General features: G+C 73.3%; 16 protein-coding genes. 11 read left to right on the forward strand and 5 right to left on the reverse strand.

Annotated features, from left to right (window positions below; translation table 11 throughout):
* The first annotated feature begins 82 nt into the window (after positions 1–82).
* The gene (locus ACWC2T_RS19010; protein ID WP_450671483.1) at positions 83–910 is read left to right on the forward strand and encodes a ZIP family metal transporter; all 828 of its coding nucleotides are present in this window, start codon (positions 83–85) and stop codon (positions 908–910) included.
* Between the two features lie 113 nt (positions 911–1,023).
* Here the strand turns inward: ACWC2T_RS19010 and ACWC2T_RS19015 are convergent, their stop codons facing one another.
* A complete protein-coding gene (locus ACWC2T_RS19015; RefSeq protein ID WP_450671484.1) occupies positions 1,024–1,434 on the reverse strand; it encodes an ArsR/SmtB family transcription factor in 411 nt (136 codons plus the stop codon).
* 112 nt (positions 1,435–1,546) lie between these two features.
* Here ACWC2T_RS19015 and ACWC2T_RS19020 point away from each other — a divergent pair, with 112 nt between their 5' ends.
* Both ACWC2T_RS19020 and ACWC2T_RS19025 read left to right on the forward strand, forming a co-directional pair.
* Positions 1,547–3,529, forward strand: coding sequence for a heavy metal translocating P-type ATPase (locus tag ACWC2T_RS19020; protein WP_450671485.1), 1,983 nt, complete (start codon positions 1,547–1,549; stop codon positions 3,527–3,529).
* Entirely contained in the window at positions 3,526–3,960 is a 435-nt protein-coding gene (locus tag ACWC2T_RS19025) for a (2Fe-2S) ferredoxin domain-containing protein (protein ID WP_450671486.1), read from the forward strand. The genes ACWC2T_RS19020 and ACWC2T_RS19025 overlap by 4 nt, the downstream gene beginning before the upstream one ends.
* A 53-nt stretch (positions 3,961–4,013) precedes the next feature.
* On the opposite strand, the gene ACWC2T_RS19030 is transcribed toward ACWC2T_RS19025, so the two are convergent.
* Positions 4,014–4,370, reverse strand: coding sequence for an ArsR/SmtB family transcription factor (locus ACWC2T_RS19030; RefSeq protein WP_450671487.1), 357 nt, complete (start codon positions 4,368–4,370; stop codon positions 4,014–4,016).
* 70 nt (positions 4,371–4,440) lie between these two features.
* Between ACWC2T_RS19030 and ACWC2T_RS19035 the strand changes: the two genes are divergently transcribed.
* Positions 4,441–5,538 (forward strand): cation diffusion facilitator family transporter, encoded by a 1,098-nt coding sequence (locus ACWC2T_RS19035; protein WP_450671488.1) that lies wholly within the window; start codon positions 4,441–4,443, stop codon positions 5,536–5,538.
* On the opposite strand, the gene ACWC2T_RS19040 is transcribed toward ACWC2T_RS19035, so the two are convergent.
* On the reverse strand, positions 5,482–5,766 hold the full coding sequence (locus ACWC2T_RS19040; RefSeq protein ID WP_450671489.1) for a hypothetical protein: 285 nt from the start codon (positions 5,764–5,766) through the stop codon (positions 5,482–5,484). The two genes, ACWC2T_RS19035 and ACWC2T_RS19040, sit on opposite strands and share 57 nt — an antisense overlap.
* Before the next feature lie 656 nt (positions 5,767–6,422).
* Here ACWC2T_RS19040 and ACWC2T_RS19045 point away from each other — a divergent pair.
* The 7 genes from ACWC2T_RS19045 to ACWC2T_RS19075 all read left to right on the forward strand — a co-directional run bounded on the left by ACWC2T_RS19045 (position 6,423) and on the right by ACWC2T_RS19075 (position 15,888).
* Positions 6,423–7,391, forward strand: a complete 969-nt coding sequence (locus tag ACWC2T_RS19045) for a cyclase family protein (protein ID WP_450671490.1) — start codon at positions 6,423–6,425, stop codon at positions 7,389–7,391.
* 130 nt (positions 7,392–7,521) lie between these two features.
* Positions 7,522–10,344 (forward strand): SpoIIE family protein phosphatase, encoded by a 2,823-nt coding sequence (locus tag ACWC2T_RS19050; RefSeq protein ID WP_450671491.1) that lies wholly within the window; start codon positions 7,522–7,524, stop codon positions 10,342–10,344.
* 122 nt (positions 10,345–10,466) lie between these two features.
* Positions 10,467–11,996 carry a sugar ABC transporter ATP-binding protein gene (locus ACWC2T_RS19055; protein WP_450671492.1) on the forward strand — a complete coding sequence of 510 codons (1,530 nt, stop codon included), beginning with the start codon at positions 10,467–10,469 and terminating at the stop codon, positions 11,994–11,996.
* On the forward strand, positions 11,993–13,072 hold the full coding sequence (locus ACWC2T_RS19060) for an ABC transporter permease (RefSeq protein ID WP_450671493.1): 1,080 nt from the start codon (positions 11,993–11,995) through the stop codon (positions 13,070–13,072). The genes ACWC2T_RS19055 and ACWC2T_RS19060 overlap by 4 nt, the downstream gene beginning before the upstream one ends.
* Before the next feature lie 68 nt (positions 13,073–13,140).
* Positions 13,141–14,304, forward strand: a complete 1,164-nt coding sequence (locus ACWC2T_RS19065; protein ID WP_450671494.1) for a substrate-binding domain-containing protein — start codon at positions 13,141–13,143, stop codon at positions 14,302–14,304.
* A 115-nt stretch (positions 14,305–14,419) separates the two neighbouring features.
* The gene (locus tag ACWC2T_RS19070; protein WP_450671495.1) at positions 14,420–15,097 is read left to right on the forward strand and encodes a DUF429 domain-containing protein; all 678 of its coding nucleotides are present in this window, start codon (positions 14,420–14,422) and stop codon (positions 15,095–15,097) included.
* Positions 15,098–15,225: 128 nt separating this feature from the next.
* Positions 15,226–15,888, forward strand: coding sequence for a class I SAM-dependent methyltransferase (locus ACWC2T_RS19075; protein ID WP_450671496.1), 663 nt, complete (start codon positions 15,226–15,228; stop codon positions 15,886–15,888).
* Between the two features lie 66 nt (positions 15,889–15,954).
* Here the strand turns inward: ACWC2T_RS19075 and ACWC2T_RS19080 are convergent, their stop codons facing one another.
* Both ACWC2T_RS19080 and ACWC2T_RS19085 read right to left on the reverse strand, forming a co-directional pair.
* Entirely contained in the window at positions 15,955–16,248 is a 294-nt protein-coding gene (locus ACWC2T_RS19080; protein ID WP_450671497.1) for a hypothetical protein, read from the reverse strand.
* 454 nt (positions 16,249–16,702) lie between these two features.
* A partial coding sequence (locus ACWC2T_RS19085; protein WP_450671498.1) for an NPP1 family protein occupies positions 16,703–16,886 on the reverse strand: 184 nt, incomplete at its 5' end.

Genomic DNA, 16,886 nt, shown 5'->3' on the forward strand with positions numbered 1-16,886 from the left:
TCGCCTAATTTATGCTGAGCGTCGTCCCCAGGCAGCCCGCCCCCACCCGGCCGCCACCAGAGCACGACCCGGAGTTCTCCCCATGTCCAGCGCCAACATCGCCCTGCTCGGCGCCATCGCGGGCCTCACCATCTACCTCGGCCTCCCGCTCGGCCGGCTGCGCACACCGACGCCCCGCCTGAAGGCCGGGCTCAACGCGGTCGCCATCGGCATCCTCGTCTTCCTCGTCTGGGACGTCCTCACCCACGCCTGGGAGCCGATCGACGAAGCGCTGAGCGCCCACCACTGGGCGACGGTCGCCTCCGGCGGACTCGTGCTCGCCGCCGGGCTCGCGGCCGGACTCGCCGGGCTGGTGTACTACGACGCCTGGACCGCCCGCCGCCGGGCCGCCGCCGCGCGTCCGGCCGGCCCCGGCGCCGCCGCGGCGACGGAGCTGGCGCCGAAGACCCGCAGCCAGGCGGCCTCCCTCGCCCTGATGATCGCGACCGGCATCGGCCTGCACAACTTCGCCGAGGGCCTGGCCATCGGCAACTCCGCCGCCAAGGGCGAACTCTCCCTCGCCGTGCTGCTCATCATCGGCTTCGGCCTGCACAACGCCACCGAGGGCTTCGGCATCGTCGCCCCGCTCGCCGCCGAGGGCGAACGCCCCAGCTGGGCCACCCTCTTCCTGCTCGGTCTGATCGGCGGCGGGCCCACCTTCCTCGGCACCCTCGTCGGCCAGCACCTCGTCAACGACACGCTCTCCATCGCGTTCCTGGGCCTGGCCGCCGGCTCCATCCTCTACGTCGTCATCGAACTGCTCGCCGTGGCCCGCAAGGCCGGTCTCAAGACGCTCACCACCTGGTGCATCCTCCTCGGTCTGCTCCTCGGCTTCGCCACGGACGCCGTGGTGACCGCCGCCGGAGCCTGACCGTTGTCACTCCCTCCGGCGGGTGAACCCCCGCCGGAGAACAGAACCGCCCTCCGCTCCCGAGCTGCCCATGGCGAACCATGCGGTGTCCCGGAGCAGAGGGCGTGTGCGTTTCAGGTGCCCGGCACGCCCGCGGCTTCGAGGTCCGGCTCCGGCTCCGCGCCGGGCGCCGACGCATCGCTCAGGCCGAGGCGGAGGTGCTCGACGTGGTACAGGGCCTGGTCGAGGAGTGCGGCGACGTGGTTGTCGTAGAGGGCGTAGATCACCGAGCGGCCCTTGCGGGTGCCGGTGACCAGGCCGAGGTTGCGCAGCAGCCGCAGCTGGTGCGAGCAGGCGGACTGCTCCATGCCCACCTCGGCGGCCAACTCGGTCGTCGGCAGGGGCCCTTCGCGCAGCCGGGCCAGGATGAGCAGGCGGGAGGGGGTGGCCAGGGCCTGGTGGGTGGCGGCGACCTTGGCGGCGTCGGCCGCGTCCAGACGCGTACGCGGAACGTTGCTGGCAGGCGGTGCGGCTCCATGACCCATGCGCTCATGGTGCGCCGCGCCATGAACACATGAATCGATGTTCATTCGTTCCTGTTACGGTGGTGGCGTCGGACGCTGACCACCCACCGCGTGCACAAGGACCCCGTTTCTGATGTCTTCCACTCTCATTCGCCCGGTCCCCGACGGCGATGCCGTTCGGGACGAGGTGGCGCGGCCCGGGCGTCGTACGAGGATCTTCACGCTGCCGGAGGCCCGCTGGGCGGCTGCGGCGCTGGCGCTGTTCCTGATCGGCCTTCCGCTGTACCTGCTGGGCGCGCCGGCCTGGGCATGGGGAACGCTGTTCGCCCTCACCTACGCCACCGGCGGCTGGGAGCCCGGCTGGGCGGGCCTGAAGGCGCTGAGGGGCAGGACGCTGGACGTGGACCTGCTCATGGTCGTCGCGGCGCTGGGCGCGGCCGCGATCGGGCAGGTGCTGGACGGCGCCCTGCTGATCGTCATCTTCGCCACCTCCGGAGCGCTGGAGGCGATCGCCACCGCCCGCACCGCGGACTCGGTGCGTGGCCTGCTGGACCTGGCCCCCGCGACCGCGACCCGCCTCGGCGACGACGGCGCCGAGGAGACGGTGCCGACCGGGCAACTGAGCGTGGGCGACATCCTTCTGGTGCGGCCCGGGGAGCGGATCGGCGCGGACGGCCGGGTGCTGGACGGGACGAGCGAGGTCGACCAGGCCACCGTCACCGGCGAACCGCTGCCGGTGGCGAAGGAGACCGGGGACGAGGTGTTCGCCGGCACCCTGAACGGCACCGGTGCCCTGCGCGTGAAGGTCGAGCGCGACGCCTCCGACTCGGTGATCGCCCGGATCGTGGCCATGGTGGAGGAGGCGTCCGAGACCAAGGCGCCGACGCAGTTGTTCATCGAGAAGGTCGAGCAGCGCTACAGCCTGGGCATGGTCGCCGCGACCGTGGCACTGTTCGTGCTGCCGCTGGTCTTCGGGGCGGCTCTGCAGCCGACGCTGCTGCGCGCGATGACCTTCATGATCGTCGCCTCGCCGTGTGCGGTGGTGCTGGCCACCATGCCGCCGCTGCTGTCGGCGATCGCCAACGCCGGACGCCACGGAGTGCTCGTCAAGTCCGCGGTGGCCATGGAACGGCTCGGCCAGGTCGACGCGGTGGCGCTGGACAAGACCGGCACCCTGACCGAGGGCACTCCGCGGGTGACGGAGATCCGTCCGCTGGCCGGCTCCGGTCTGGACGAGGACGGGCTGTTGCGGCTCGCGGCGGCGGCCGAGCATCCCAGCGAGCACCCGCTGGCCCGCGCCGTGGTGGCCGCCGCCCGCGGCCGCGACCTGGACATCCCGCCCGTGGCGGACTTCGGCTCCGCACCGGGCAGCGGGGTGCGGGCCACCGTCGAGGGCAGGCCGGTCGCGGTCGGCAGCCCCGCCCGGCTCCTGAACGCGGCTGCCGGGCACCCCGCCCGCGCGATGGCGGGTCTGCTGGAGGACGAAGGCCGTACCGCTGTCGTCGTCGAGGTCGAGGGCGTCCCGGTCGGGGTGCTGGGGATCGCCGACCGGCTGCGCGAGGAGGCCGCCGCCACCGTCACCGCCCTGGCCGCGCTCACCGGCAGCGCGCCGGTGCTGGTCACCGGCGACAACCCGCGCGCCGCCGCCCGACTCGCGCAGGAGGCCGGCATCACCGACGTGCGCGCCGGGCTCCTGCCGCAGGACAAGGTCGCCGCGGTCAAGGACCTGGAGCGGGCCGGGCGCAAGGTGCTCGTGGTGGGCGACGGGGTCAACGACGCGCCCGCACTGGCCGCCGCCCACACCGGGATCGCCATGGGCCGGGCCGGCTCCGACCTCGCCCTGGAGACCGCCGACGCCGTCGTGGTCCGCGATGAGCTGGCCACCATTCCCACCGCCTTGAACCTGTCCCGGAGGGCCCGGCGGCTGGTGGTGCAGAACCTGGTCATCGCCGGGGCGTTCATCACCGGCCTGGTCGTCTGGGACCTCGCCGGAACCCTGCCGCTGCCGCTCGGTGTGGCCGGGCACGAGGGCTCCACCGTCATCGTCGGCCTCAACGGCCTGCGCCTGCTGGCAGACGCCGCCTGGTGCCGCGCCCGCATCGGGACCGCCCGGTGAGCCGCCGACCCGCCTCGGTGAGCCGTACGGCTGCCCGCAGCGAAGCCGCCCCCGCGAGCCGTACGGCGGCCGGCTGCACCGTCACCGTCTGCCGCGGCTGCTGCTGCGGTACGGCGAAGATCCCCGGACTGGACCACGCCGCCCAACTCGACCGGCTCCGCCGGGCGCTCGCACGGATCGCGCAGGTGCGCGTGACCGGCTGCCTGGACGCCTGCGAGCACGCCAACGTCATCGTCGTCCAGCCCTCCGCCGTCGGCCGTGCGGCCGGCGGCCGGCCGGTGTGGCTGGGCCTGGTCAACGACACCGACGCCGTGGACGACATCAGGGCCTGGGTGGAAGCCGGCGGCCCGGGTCTGGCCGACCCGCCCGGTGTCCTCGACCTGTACGCCTTCACTCCCTCACGGCGCATCCGCCGAGCCGTCGAGCCATGATCCGCCCGGTCGGCTGACCACGTCGCCGGCCGGCACACCGTCGCGGGGCGGCGTCAGTCGTGCGGCGGCAGGTGGCCGATCTGGTGGTCGGCGATGCTGAGCGCCTCGTCGACCAGGCGGCGCAGATGCCCGTGCCGCAGGGCGTACACGACCCGGCGCCCCTCCTTCCGGGTGGTCACGAGCCCGGCCAGGCGCAGCCGGGCCAGATGCTGGCTGACCGACGTCCGGGTGGCATCGGTCGCCCCGGTCAGCGTCGTGACGTCGGCCTCCCCCTCGCCGAGCCGCCGCAGCAGAGCCAGCCGGGTGCGGTCGGCGAGCAGGCCGAGGACCTCTACGGCGACCGCGAGGCGTGCGCCCTCGTCCGCTTGTTGCGAGGGGTGCGCACCTGATAGATGCATGCGTGCGTTCATGTGCACATAATGAGGGGCAGCCAGTCCGGCGTCCACCTACGACCAGCCCGCCGTCCGCGAAAGGTGCACCGTGAACGAGCAGACCCACACCCACGAGCCGCACGGGCACCACCACGGTGACCACGGGCACCGGCATGACCATGAGCACCCTCGCCCTCACCCTCACGGAGGCGGGCGGTGGTCGAAGGTGCGCCACCAGCTCGCCCACCTGGTCACTCCGCACAGCCACGAGGCCCTGGACAAGATCGACTCCGCGATGGAGACCTCCCGGGAGGGCATGCGCACGCTCTGGCTGTCGCTCGCCGTCCTCGGGGCGACCACGGTGGTCCAGGCGGTGATCGTGGCCGTGTCCGGGTCGGTCGCGCTGCTGGGCGACACCATCCACAACGCGGCCGACGCGCTCACCGCCGTACCTCTCGGCATCGCGTTCGTCCTCGGGCGGCGGGCGGCCGATCGCCGCTACACCTACGGATACGGTCGCGCCGAGGACCTGGCCGGCATCGCAGTCGTGCTGACCATCGCCGCGTCCTCCGCGCTGGCCGCCTACGAGGCCGTCGACCGCCTGCTGCACCCTCGCGACGTCGGCCACGTGTGGGCCGTCGCCCTCGCCGCGCTGGCCGGCTTCCTCGGCAACGAGTGGGTGGCCCGCCACCGCATCCGCACCGGCCGCAGGATCGGCTCCGTGGCGCTGGTCGCCGACGGCCTGCACGCCCGCACCGACGGCTTCACCTCCCTCGCCGTCCTCCTCGGCGCCGGCGGCGCCGCCCTCGGCCTGCGCTGGGCCGACCCGGTCGTCGGGCTGCTGATCACCGCGGCGATCCTCATGGTGCTGCGGGACGCCGCCCGCGAGGTCTACCGGCGCCTGATGGACTCCGTCGACCCCGCCCTGATCGACCTCGCCGAGCGGGCCCTGCACACCGTCGAGGGCGTCGAGCGGGTCGGCTCGGTGCGGATGCGCTGGATCGGCCACTGCCTGCGCGCCGAGACCGACATCGTCGTCGACCCGCGGCTGAGCGTCGCCCGGGCTCACGCCATAGCCGTCGAGGCCGAGCACGCCCTGATCCACGCGGTGCCCCGGCTGACGGCAGCCACCGTCCACACCGACCCGCACTCAAGCCCCGACGCCGGCGACCCCCACGAGCCCCTCAGGCACCACGCCACCCGCTGAGTCCCCGGGGCAGGCCCGGTCGTACGGGCGGGTGCAGACGCCGGTGATCCACCGGACACGGTGGACGGACCGGTCGTGGCCCGCGAGGGGAAGCAGGTCACCGGGCAGCAGGCGGAGCGCGAGTACGGCGGCGACGACGTAGCGCAGTGCCGAGCCCACGGCGACGGTGTGGAAGCCGGGCACGAAGTGCGCGCCGCTGCTGGGCCGACCGGCGATGGCACCGGCCAACGCGATGCCGATCGCGCCGCCGGCCCGACAGCAGTGTTGTTGATGGCCGAGGCGAGACCGGAGCGTTCGCCGGGCACGACGGCGGGGGTCAGCAGACCCAGTCCGACGCCCCACAGCAGGAAGGCGGGCAGCAGGGCGCGGTAGCCCGACGCCGGTGTCACCCGGGTCAGCAGCGCCGGCCCCGCCGCGGCGAGGAGCAGCCCGGACCCGGCCGGCAGGCGGGCCCCGATCCGGCTGGTCAGCCGCCCGCCGAACGGCGCCGGCGCGGCCGGCGGCGCGAACAGCGGGACGATCGCCGGCCCTGCCTCCAGTGGTGGGCGATGCTGGAGCGACTGCAGGAACAGCGATTCCCTGTACGACGGCGGGCGGCGACCAGCCTGCCACGCCGGAGGCCAGGCCGCAGGCGAGCGAGCCCGCCCCGAAGACGACCAGTCCGATCAGCGCGATGCGTTTGTGGCCGTGCAGATCACCCAGCGTGCCGGGGTCAGCATCAGCGACGTCGGCGCCAGCGAGTTCGATCTCTCCGGGGCGATTCGATCTCTGGGCGAGCGGCGCGCTGAGTTCTCGGAATGAGGGAGCCCCGTCACTGTGCCAAGCTGGAGTTGATCACGAGGACCACACGCACTGGGGTCATGTCCGAAGACCGGTGAGTGCAGATGACCTTCAGCTCCGCCGACGCCCCCGCCCCCCGGCCGGTCGGTACCGGCAACGGGCCTGCCGTCTCCCGTGAGGAGTTCGACGCGCTCTTCGAGGCGGTCCGCACCTGGGGTCGCTGGGCCCCGGCCGACCGCGGGGCCTGGAACCGGGTGACCGCGGACCGGGTACGGCGGGCCACGGCCGCGGTGCGGTCCGGGACGGTCGTCCCGCTGGGGCTGCCCTGGAACACCCGGCCCGGCCCCGACAACCGCAAGCCCGCGCTGCATCACATGACCGACCTCGGTGACGTGCAGAGTCCGGAACCCTCCGTCCGCAAGGACTTCATCGCCGCCGACTACCACGGCAAGGGCATCACGCATCTCGACGCGCTGTGCCACATCGCCTACCGGGGGCGGCTCTACGACGGCCGGAGGGCCGGTGACGTCGTCGACAGTGCGGGCGCCCGCTTCGGAGCGGTGTCGGCGCTCGGGCCCCTGGTCACCAGGGGCGTGCTTCTCGACCTTCCCGCCGTTCTCGGGGTCCGCTGGCTGGAGCCGGGACGGGCGGTCCACGCGGAGGACATCGCCGTCGCGGAGACGGCGCTCGATGTGACCATCGGCGAGGGCGACGCGGTGCTGCTGCGCTCCGGTCATGTCCGGCGTCGCGCGGAACTCGGTGCCTGGGACCCCGACACGGCGAGCGCGGGCTTCCACGTGGACGCCGTACCGCTGCTGGCCGAGCGCGGCATCGTGTTGCTCGGCGGTGACGGCGACAGCGATGTACGGCCCTCGCCGGTGGAGGGCGTGCACTCGCCGGTCCACGCCCTGGCGATGGCCGCGATGGGGGTGCCGCTGCTGGACAACCTCGACCTGGAGGCCCTCTCCGCCGCGGCCTCAGCAGCCGGGCGATATGAGTTTCTGCTGGTCGCGGCGCCGCTGAACATCCCCGGCGGGACGGGCTCGCCCGTCAACCCGGTGGCGGTCCTGTGAGGCGGGCGTCGGCCCGTCGCCGGCGGTGAGGAGCCTTGCGAGCCATGACGTATGTGGCTGAATGTCCGTATCCTCATCTATGCCAGATTGTTTCGAAAAGCGGACTATCGTGAGCGCGGGTGAGCGAAGCGTGGTTCGGTCCGGCGGGGCACCGATACCGACGGGGCGTGCGACAGACGGCACGGGGCCCGTCCGTTCGCGTGAGCGGTTTCTGGAGGGCGAGCCGGTCGCAGCGGGTGTACGTGCGCCCATCTCGAACTCCTGGCAGCGCTGCCGGTCCCTGGGGCTCTCGCCGGACCAGGCCGACCTCCCCTTCCGGGACGACTTCGATCCGGACGCACGGATCGTCCGGGCGGCCGTGCCGGTGCTCGACCGGCTGCAGACCAGGTTCACCGGCAGCCGGATGAACATCTCCGTCGCCGATGCGAGCGGCACCGTCCTCCTGCGCCGTTTCGGAGAGGCGTCCCTGGCCAGAAGCCTCCCGGCGATCCAGCGCGAGCCGGGATTCGTGTTCGCCGAGCAGGTAGCCGGCACCAACGGCATCGGCCTCGCACTGGCGGAGCGGCAGCTCATCCGGGTCTACGGTGCCGAGCACTTCGCCGAGCGCTCCCAGGCAAGCGCCTGCCGGGCGCTCCCGGTCCGCGACCCGCTCAGCGGCCGTATCGAAGGCATCCTGTGCTTCGGCTATCCCCGCACCTGCGATCACCCCGCACTGGACACCGTGATCCGCAAGGCGGCACGGGCCATCGAACGGCGGCTGCTGTGGCAGAGTTCCGCGCGCGAGCGCGCTCTGCTGCGGGCGTACCTGGACACCGAGGCCGAAGCCGCCGTCGCCGCGCACCAGACCGTCGGGTTCGACGAACTGGCCCTCGGACAGCATCCGCGCGACCGCGCGATCCTCATGGAGAAGGCCACCGAGCTGCTCTCCTGCGCGCAGCGGGCCGCCGTCCATGTCGTCCTCTCCGGCGGCCGGTGGGTCAAGCTGGTGAGCCGTCCGATGACGGGTGCCCCCGGGGTGGAGGGCCTGGCCGTCGAGGCCGTCCTGCCCGGCTCCGCACCACGAGCACCCCTCGCCGCCCCAGGGCAGGCGGACGAGCTGCCGGGCCTCCCCGCCGCGCCTGCCGCCGCCCGCGGCGTCCTGCTGTCCGGGGCCGGCGGCGGAGCGGCATCCGGTCAGGCCGCCACGGGCGGCGAAGGTGCCACAGCCGGCCATCCGGGGGACGTCCATCCCGCCTCCCCGCCTCCGGTGAGAGGTCTGCTGCTCGTGGGGGAGCCGCAGGTGGGACGGTACGCCCTCGCCGCACGCCGCCGCCTGGAGCTGCTGTGCGAGACCAGTACGCGCATCGGCACCACCCTTGACGTGCGCCGCACCGCCCAGGAACTGGCTCAGGCCGCGGTGCCGCAACTCGCCGACTACGTCACGATCGACCTGCCGGAGGCCGTACTGCGCGGAGAGGAGTCCGCCCACCCGTACGGGGACCTGCGACGTACGGTGGTCCACGGCGTCCGCGACGACTGTCCCTTCCACCCGGTCGGCAAGCAGGTCGACTACGGCCCGACCACGCCCCAGCTGCGCTGCCTGACCAGCGGGCAGGCGGTGCTGGAACCGGACCTGAAGACCGCCGCGGGCTGGCTCGCCCACGACCCCGAGCACACCGCGGAACTGCTGGCCCACGTCCACTCCCTCATCGCGGTCCCTCTGGTGGCCCGCGGCGTCGTCCTGGGCGTCGCCGCCTTCTACCGTGGCCGGGACCCCGCCCCCTTCGGCGACGACGACCGTTCGCTGGCCCAGGAACTCGCCTCCCGCGCCGCCCTGTCCATCGACAACGCCCGGCGCTACACCCGCGAACGCACCATGGTCCTGGCACTGCAGCGCAGCCTGCTCCCGCAGGGACTGCCCGACCAGGCCGCCGTCGAGGTCGCCCACCGCTATCTGCCCGCCGAATCGGACGTCGGCGGGGACTGGTACGACGTCATCCCCCTCTCCGGCACCCGTATCGGCCTCATGGTCGGGGACGTCGTCGGCCACGGCATGCTCTCCGCCGCCACCATGGGCCGGCTGCGCACCGCCGCACGCAGCTTCGCCGAGCTGGACTTCCCCCCGGACGAGGTCCTCATCCACCTCGACAACCTGGTGGCACGTCTGGACCGGGAGGAGCCCGCCGCCGGGGAATCGGGCATCATCGGCGCGACCTGCCTGTACGCCGTCTACGACCCGACCACCCAGCGGTGCACCATGGCCCGCGCCGGGCACCCTCCCCCCGCGCTGGTCCTCCCCGACGGCACGGTGTCCTTCCCCGAACTGCCCGACGGGCCCCCGCTCGGCCTCGGCGGCCTGCCCTTCGAGTCCGTCGAGATGGACGTCCCCGGGGACAGCCAGCTGGTCCTCTACACCGACGGGCTCATCGAGGACCGGCACCGTGACGTCGACGTGGTCCTCGACCAGCTGCGCGGGGCCCTGGCCCACCCGGAGCGCACGCCCGAGGACACCTGTGAGGTGGTCCTGAACACCGTGGCCCCCGCCCACCCCTGCGACGACATCGCCCTGCTCGTCGCCCGCACCCACCCCCTGGACCCCGGCCGGATCGCCACCTGGGACCTGCCCGCCGACCCGGCACGGGTCAGCGAAGTACGCGCCTCGGCCATGCGGAAGCTGGCCGACTGGGGACTCGACGAGGCCGCGTTCGCCGCGGAGCTCATGCTCAGCGAACTGGTCACCAACGCCATCCGCCACGGCTGCGGACCCATCCGCGTACGGCTGCTCCACGACCGCAAGCTGATCTGCGAGGTCTCCGACACCAGCAACACCGCCCCGCACCTGCGCCGGGCCGCCACCACCGACGAGGGCGGCCGGGGCCTGTTCCTCGTCGCGCAGCTGGCACAGAGCTGGGGCACGCGCTACCTCCCGCAGGGCAAGGTCATCTGGGCCGAATGCGATCTCGCCGGCGCATGAGAACGACGGCACCGCTGACCCGTTGGTGTCACAGCGGGCGGCAAATGTCCGACATGCCATAGCCCTGCCCCCTAGGATCACTGGCGAAAGTCGGGAAGAAATCGCCAGGCCGACCCCCGGAGATGTCCGTGCACGACCCTCCCGACACCTCTGCGGAACCCCTGGTCCGCATCCGCGGGCTCGCCAAGCGGTTCGGCGGCACCCGCGCGCTGGACGGGGTCGACCTCGACGTCCACGCGGGCAGCGTCCTCGCCCTCCTCGGCCCCAACGGCGCCGGAAAGTCCACGCTGATCAAGGTGCTGGCCGGCGTCCACCAGGCCGACGCAGGACGGATCACGGTGGCCGGGCACCCGCTCGGGAGTCCCGCCGCCTCCAAGGGCATGTCCTTCATCCACCAGGACCTCGGTCTCGTGGAGTGGATGACGGTCGCCGAGAACATCGCCCTGAGCACCGGCTATCCCCGCCGCGCCGGACTGATCTCCTGGCGGCGCACCCGGGAGCGCTGCACCGACGCCCTGCGGCTCGTCGCCGGACACCTCGACCCCGACGCGCCGATCGCGCACCTCGCCCCGGCCGAGCGCTCGCTGGTCGCCATCGCCCGGGCCCTGGCCGCGCGGTCGCGACTCATCGTCCTCGACGAGCCGACCGCCCGCCTCCCCGCCCCGGACTGCGCCCGCCTCTTCCGCGTACTGCACATCCTGCGCGATGGGGGGCACGGCGTTCTCTACGTCAGCCACCGCCTGGACGAGGTGTACGACGTCGCCGACGCCTTCGCCGTCCTGCGTGACGGCCGCCTCGTCAGCCACGGCCCGCTCGCGGGTCACAGCCCGGCCCGTCTGGTGCGTGACATCGTCGGCGAGGAACCGATCCGCCACCACCGGGCCACCGTCCCCGCCGGCGGCCCGGCCGTCCTGTCCCTGGACGGTGCACGGACCGCCGGGACGGGACCGGTCGACCTGGCACTGGGGGCCGGGGAGGTGCTGGGCCTGGTCGGCCTCTCCGGCGCCGGGCACACGGACCTCGGCAGAGCCCTCGCCGGCACCCGGCCCTTCCTCGACGGCCGAGTGCTCCTCGGCGGGCGGCCGTACAGCCCTCGCACGGTCGCCGACGCCGTGCGTCTCGGTGTCGGCTTCGTACCCGGCGACAGACTGGGGGAGGGCTGCGCCGCCGCGCTGACGGTACGGGAGAACCTCCTGGCCAACCCGCGCGCCGAAGGCGTTCCGGCATGGCACTGGATCGTGCCCCGCCGCGAACGCGCCGAGGCGGCCGGCCTGATGGAGAGGTTCTCGGTGCGTCCCCGCGACAGCGAGGCCCCCCTCGCCACGCTGTCCGGCGGAAACCAGCAGAAGGTCATGATCGGCCGGTGGCTCCGGGTGGGCCTGCGGCTGCTGATCCTGGAGGAGCCGACCGCGAGCGTGGACATCGCAGCCAAGGCCGCCCTCTACCGCCTGCTCGACGATGCGCTGGCCGGCGGCCTCGCGGTGCTGCTCATCTCCACGGACTTCGAGGAGGTCGCGGGCGTGTGCCGGCGCGCCCTGGTGTTCGTCCGCGGGACCGTGTCGGCCGAGCTGAGCGGTCCGGGCCTCACGGCCGCCGGGCTCACCCGGGCGGCCTCGGCCATGCCGCCGTCCGGAACCGCGACGGACTCATGACCGCCCCGCCCTCCTCCCCGTCCCCGTCCCGGCCGCACCGACGGAGCCCCACCGGACACCTCGTCAGCGCCTACGGCCTCCTGGCCCTCACCGCCCTGCTCTTCCTCACCTTCTCGCTCCTCCTGCCGCGTACGTTCCCCACGCGGGACACCGTCGACTCGATCCTGTCCAACCAGTCGATCCCGGCCGTCCTCGCGCTCGCCGCCACGGTCCCCATCGTGACCGGCGCGTTCGACCTCTCCATCGGCTACGGCCTCGGCCTGGCGCACGTCATGGCGATGCAACTCATCGTCAACGAGGGCTGGTCCTGGCCGTGGGCCTGCCTCGCGGTGATCACCGGAGGGGTGGTCGTGGGCGTCCTCAACGGTGTCGTCGTCGAGTTCGGCCGGATCGACTCCTTCATCGCCACCCTCGGCACCGGCAGCATGCTGTACGCCGTGACCGGCTGGGTCACCGGCGGCGGCCGGATCGTCCCCGGCCCGCGGGGGCTGCCCGCCGCCTTCACCGACCTCTACGACTCCAGGTTCCTCGGCCTCCCGGTGCCCGCCTTCTACGTGCTCGCCCTCGCCGTCGCTCTCTGGCTCGTGCTGGAACGGCTGCCGCTCGGCCGGTACCTCTACGTCGTCGGCTCCAACCCGCGCGCCGCCGACCTCGTCGGCATCCCGACCCGCACGTACACCGTCTACGCGTTCGCCGCATCAGGCCTGATCGTCGGCTGCGCCGGCGTCCTGCTCGCGGCCCAGCAGCAGATCGGCAATCCGAGCGTCGGCCTGGACTATCTGCTGCCCGCCTTCGTGGGCGCCCTCCTCGGCTCCACCGCGATCAAACCCGGCCGGCCCAACGCCCTGGGCACGCTCGTCGCCGTCGCCGTCCTCGCCGTCGGCCTCACCGGGATCGGCCAGATGGGCGCCGACTTCTGGACGATCCCCCTGTTCTACGGCGGCACCCTGCTGCTCGCCGTCGGCCTGGCCGGCTACTCCGCCCGCCGCCTGCGCAGCGGGGCCGACGCGCCCCCCGTACCCCCGCAGCCGCCGCCCCCGGCGCGCGACGACGGGACGGCGGCCACCCCTCCATGACCCCGCCACGGGCCCCGCCTCCGCCCCCCGGCCGCATCCTCCCGCTCATCCCTCCGCGAGGAGCTCCCGTGCACCGCAACCGCAAGGCCGTACCCGGCGTCGCCGGGGCGCGATCCGTGGCCGTCGCCCTGCTCGCGGCGGCAACCGCCCTCGCCGGCTGTGAACGCGGCTCGTCGAACGGACCCGGGGTCTCGGCCACGGGCCCGAGCGGCTGCCCCACGGCCCAGACCAGGGCCCGGACGGCCGTCACCCGGGCGGAGCGGACCGACGTCCCCTGGAACGGGCCGACCGGCGGGCCAGCGGCGGTGCCGGGCAGGACGATCGTCTACGTCGCGCAGACCATGACCAACCCCGGAGTCGCAGGCGCCGCGCAGGGCGTACGGGAGGCCGCGAGGGTCATCGGCTGGAAGGTCCGGGTGATCGACGGCGAGGGCACCCCGGCCGGCATCCAGGCGGCACTGAGCGAGGCCGTGGACCTCAGGCCCTCGGGCATCGTCATCGGCGGTTTCGACCCCGGCTCGACCGCGCAGCAGGTCGCGCGGGCCGACGCGGCGCGCATCCCGCTCATCGGCTGGCACGCGGTCGCCTCCCCCGGCCCCAGCGCGCGACCCAGGCTCTTCACCAACGTCACCACCAGCGTCGAGGACGTGGCCGCGATCAGCGCGCAGTGGGTCATCTCGCACTCCCGGGGCCACGCCGGGGTCGTCCTCTTCACCGACGCCTCGATCCCCTTCGCCAAGCACAAGTCCGACCTGATCAGGAAGGAGCTGGCCACCTGTCCGGGCGTACGGCTGCTGGCCGGTGAGAACATCCCGATCCCCGACGCCGGCAGCCGCACCCCCAGGGAGGTCGCCTCCCTCCTCTCCCGGTTCGGGACCAGCTGGACCTACTCCGTCGCCATCAACGACCTGTACTTCGCCGACGCCGCCCCCGCCTTCCGCGCGGCCGGAAAGCAGGGCTCCGGCCCGCCCTTCAACATCGGCGCAGGTGACGGCGACCCGTCCGCCTTCCAGCGCATCGACAGCAGGCAGTACCAGGCGGCCACCGTGCCCGAACCGCTGTCGCTGCAGGGATGGCAGATCGTCGACGAGTTCAACCGCGCCTTCTCCGGCCGTCCGGCCAGCGGCTACGTGGCCCCCGTCCACATCTCCACGGCCGCCAACAGTGAAGGGGCCACGACCTGGGACCCCTCGGGCTACCGAGAGGCGTACCGGAAGATCTGGGGCACGTGACCGACGTACGACGACAGACGGTGACGATCGGCGTCGACCTGGCCGCCCGTGCCCGGCTTACGGCCGTGTGCCGGGTGGTCTGGGGATCCGGGGACGGTCCGACGGCGGAGTCCTCGTGCCCGAGGGGGACGAGCAGTTGCTCGCCGTGGTCCGGGCGGCCGACAAGACCGGGCTCGACTGCCCGCTCGGCTGGCCGTCGAGCTTCGTGGCCACGGTTCTGGCCCACCACCAGGGCGTGCGGCTGCCGCGCCCCGCCCGGTTCGGGGAGCGCGCCGACGGTCGGCCCGGTCTGGACGCGTTGCGGTTCCGGCTGACCGACGACCTCACCTGGAAGGCGACCTCGATGCGGCCGCCGCTGTCGGTGTCCACCGACCTGCTGGGTGTCGTGGCACTGCGAGCGGCCCATCTCCTGGATGCGCTCGAGGCGTCGGGCGTCCCCGTGCCCAGGGACGGTTCCGGACCGGTCGCCGAGGTGTATCCCGCCGCCGCGCTGTGCCAGTGGGGCATCCGTTTGACCGGCAGCTACAAGACCGCCACACCCCAGGCGCACACCCTCAGAAGGCACATCCTCCGCTCCATCGAGGCGGGTCTGGGGGCGGCTCTGCCGGAGGCGGTGCGTGAGCGGTGCGCCGCCAGCCACGACCACCTCGACGCCCTGGTCTGCGCCCTGGTCGCCCGCGCCGTCCTGATCGGGGACACGCTGTGGCCGCACTCTGCGGACGAACGGTCGGCCGCCCTGCAGGAGGGCTGGATCCATCTGCCCGGTCCGGACCTCGCCGCCCTCCGCAGCTGACCGCATCAGGGGTCGGCCGACTGCCGACCGCCGGGGCGCCCCCGTGGATCCGGCGGGGACCCGTGGTGCGAGGATCGTCCTGGTAGCCCGCTCACCAGCGGGAGCAGCACGAGCGTGCGGAAGACACCATGCACACCCCCAACGGCGACCTCGCCGCGACCCAGCAACAGCACTGGCAGGAGACGTACGCCGCTCACCCGGGCATGTACGGCACCCAGCCCTCCGCCCCGGCTGTCCATGCCGCCACCGTGTTCCGCGCAGCCGGCGCCAAGGCGGTGCTGGAGCTGGGTGCCGGGCACGGCCGCGACGCCCTGTACTTCGCACGCGCGGGGTTCACCGTGCACGCCACCGACTTCAGCCCGGTCGGACTCGCCCAGCTCGCGGCGGCGGCCCGCGCCGAGGGCATCGCCCAGCGGGTGACCACCTCGGTCCACGACGTCCGCGACCCGCTGCCGCTGCCCGACTCTTCGGTGGACGCCGTCTTCGCCCACATGCTGCTCTGCATGGCCCTGTCCACCGCCGAGATCCACGCCCTGGTCGGTGAGGTCGGGCGGGTGCTGCGGCCGGGCGGCGTGTTCGTTTACACCGTGCGCCACAGCGGCGACGCCCACTTCGGGACCGGCACGTACCTCGGCGACGACATCTCCGAGCACGGCGGCTTCGCCGTCCACTTCTTCCGGCGCAGCCTCGTCGACGAACTCGCGCTCGGCTGGGACCTCGTCGATGTGCACGACTTCGAGGAAGGCGCACTGCCGCGCCGCCTGTGGCGAGTGACCCAGATCGCCCGCTGACCATCGACGGCGCCCGCGCCCTGGTGACTGCCGCGCTGTGGTGACGGAGGCAGCGCGCGCAGCGTCTCACTCCCCGTCGATGTGGGGCCGGATCTCCACCGTGAGGGCCGCGTCCTCGGGGCCGATGCCCTCCTCGTCCTCCCAGACGAGCACGCGCACGTGCGACTGGCCGGTGCCGCTCACCCTCCAGTCGCTCACCAGGTCGGTGACGACCAGGGCGGCGACGTACTCGGCATTCTCGGCCGGGTCGTCGGTGGCGACGGTCCCGCGCCACCGATCGGGGTCGTCCCCGTAGGGGCGCCAGCCGGCCGAGCCATGCGGCTCGTCGACCCGGTACACCCAGTTCATGTCGGTGCCCATGGCACCGATCCTTTCACCGTGGCGAGAGGAGCGCGGTGTCACGGACCGCTCGGGCTGCCGGCAGGGGGATGGTGCGGATCGCATGTGCCACGCCGGTGCGGCCGTGGGACTCCGTGCTGGGGTGCCACTTCTGATCACCGCCGGTCTGTACGAACCAGCATGTTCCGAGGACCTCCGCCGCATCTTGGCAGCGCGGCCCGTCTCTGCGGGTTTCCCCACACCGAAGCGCTCAACCGGCCGACCCGGGAACTGGCCGAGAAGGGCCGCTCGGGCGCATGCGTTGCGGTGGGCGTTCGTGCACTGGCCGATGGTGGGCTCCGTTGCTTGAGCGTCGGTGCGGGAGGACGGAGCCCTTGGTGTCAGCCACGTTGTGCCTTGGGGTTTCAACTTGCGGACGGCCAGGAAGCTGGATGCGGCGCTACCGGCCCGGTTGCATTGCCCCCTGTTCCGCAGGTCAGGCGTTGGGATCGAAGGGGATGCCCGAGGGCATGGAGTGTGCCAGCGCGTAGGCGAAGTCGCCGTCCTTGATCTTGATGGTGGCCGCGCCGAAGTCGGCGCTCATCAGCTTGTCCCGGAAGTCGGCTGGGTAGCCGTTCCAGCCCACCAGGCGGGGGTAGAACCAGCCGCCGGTCACGTTC

It is taken from the genome of Streptomyces sp. NPDC001393, from assembly GCF_053597455.1.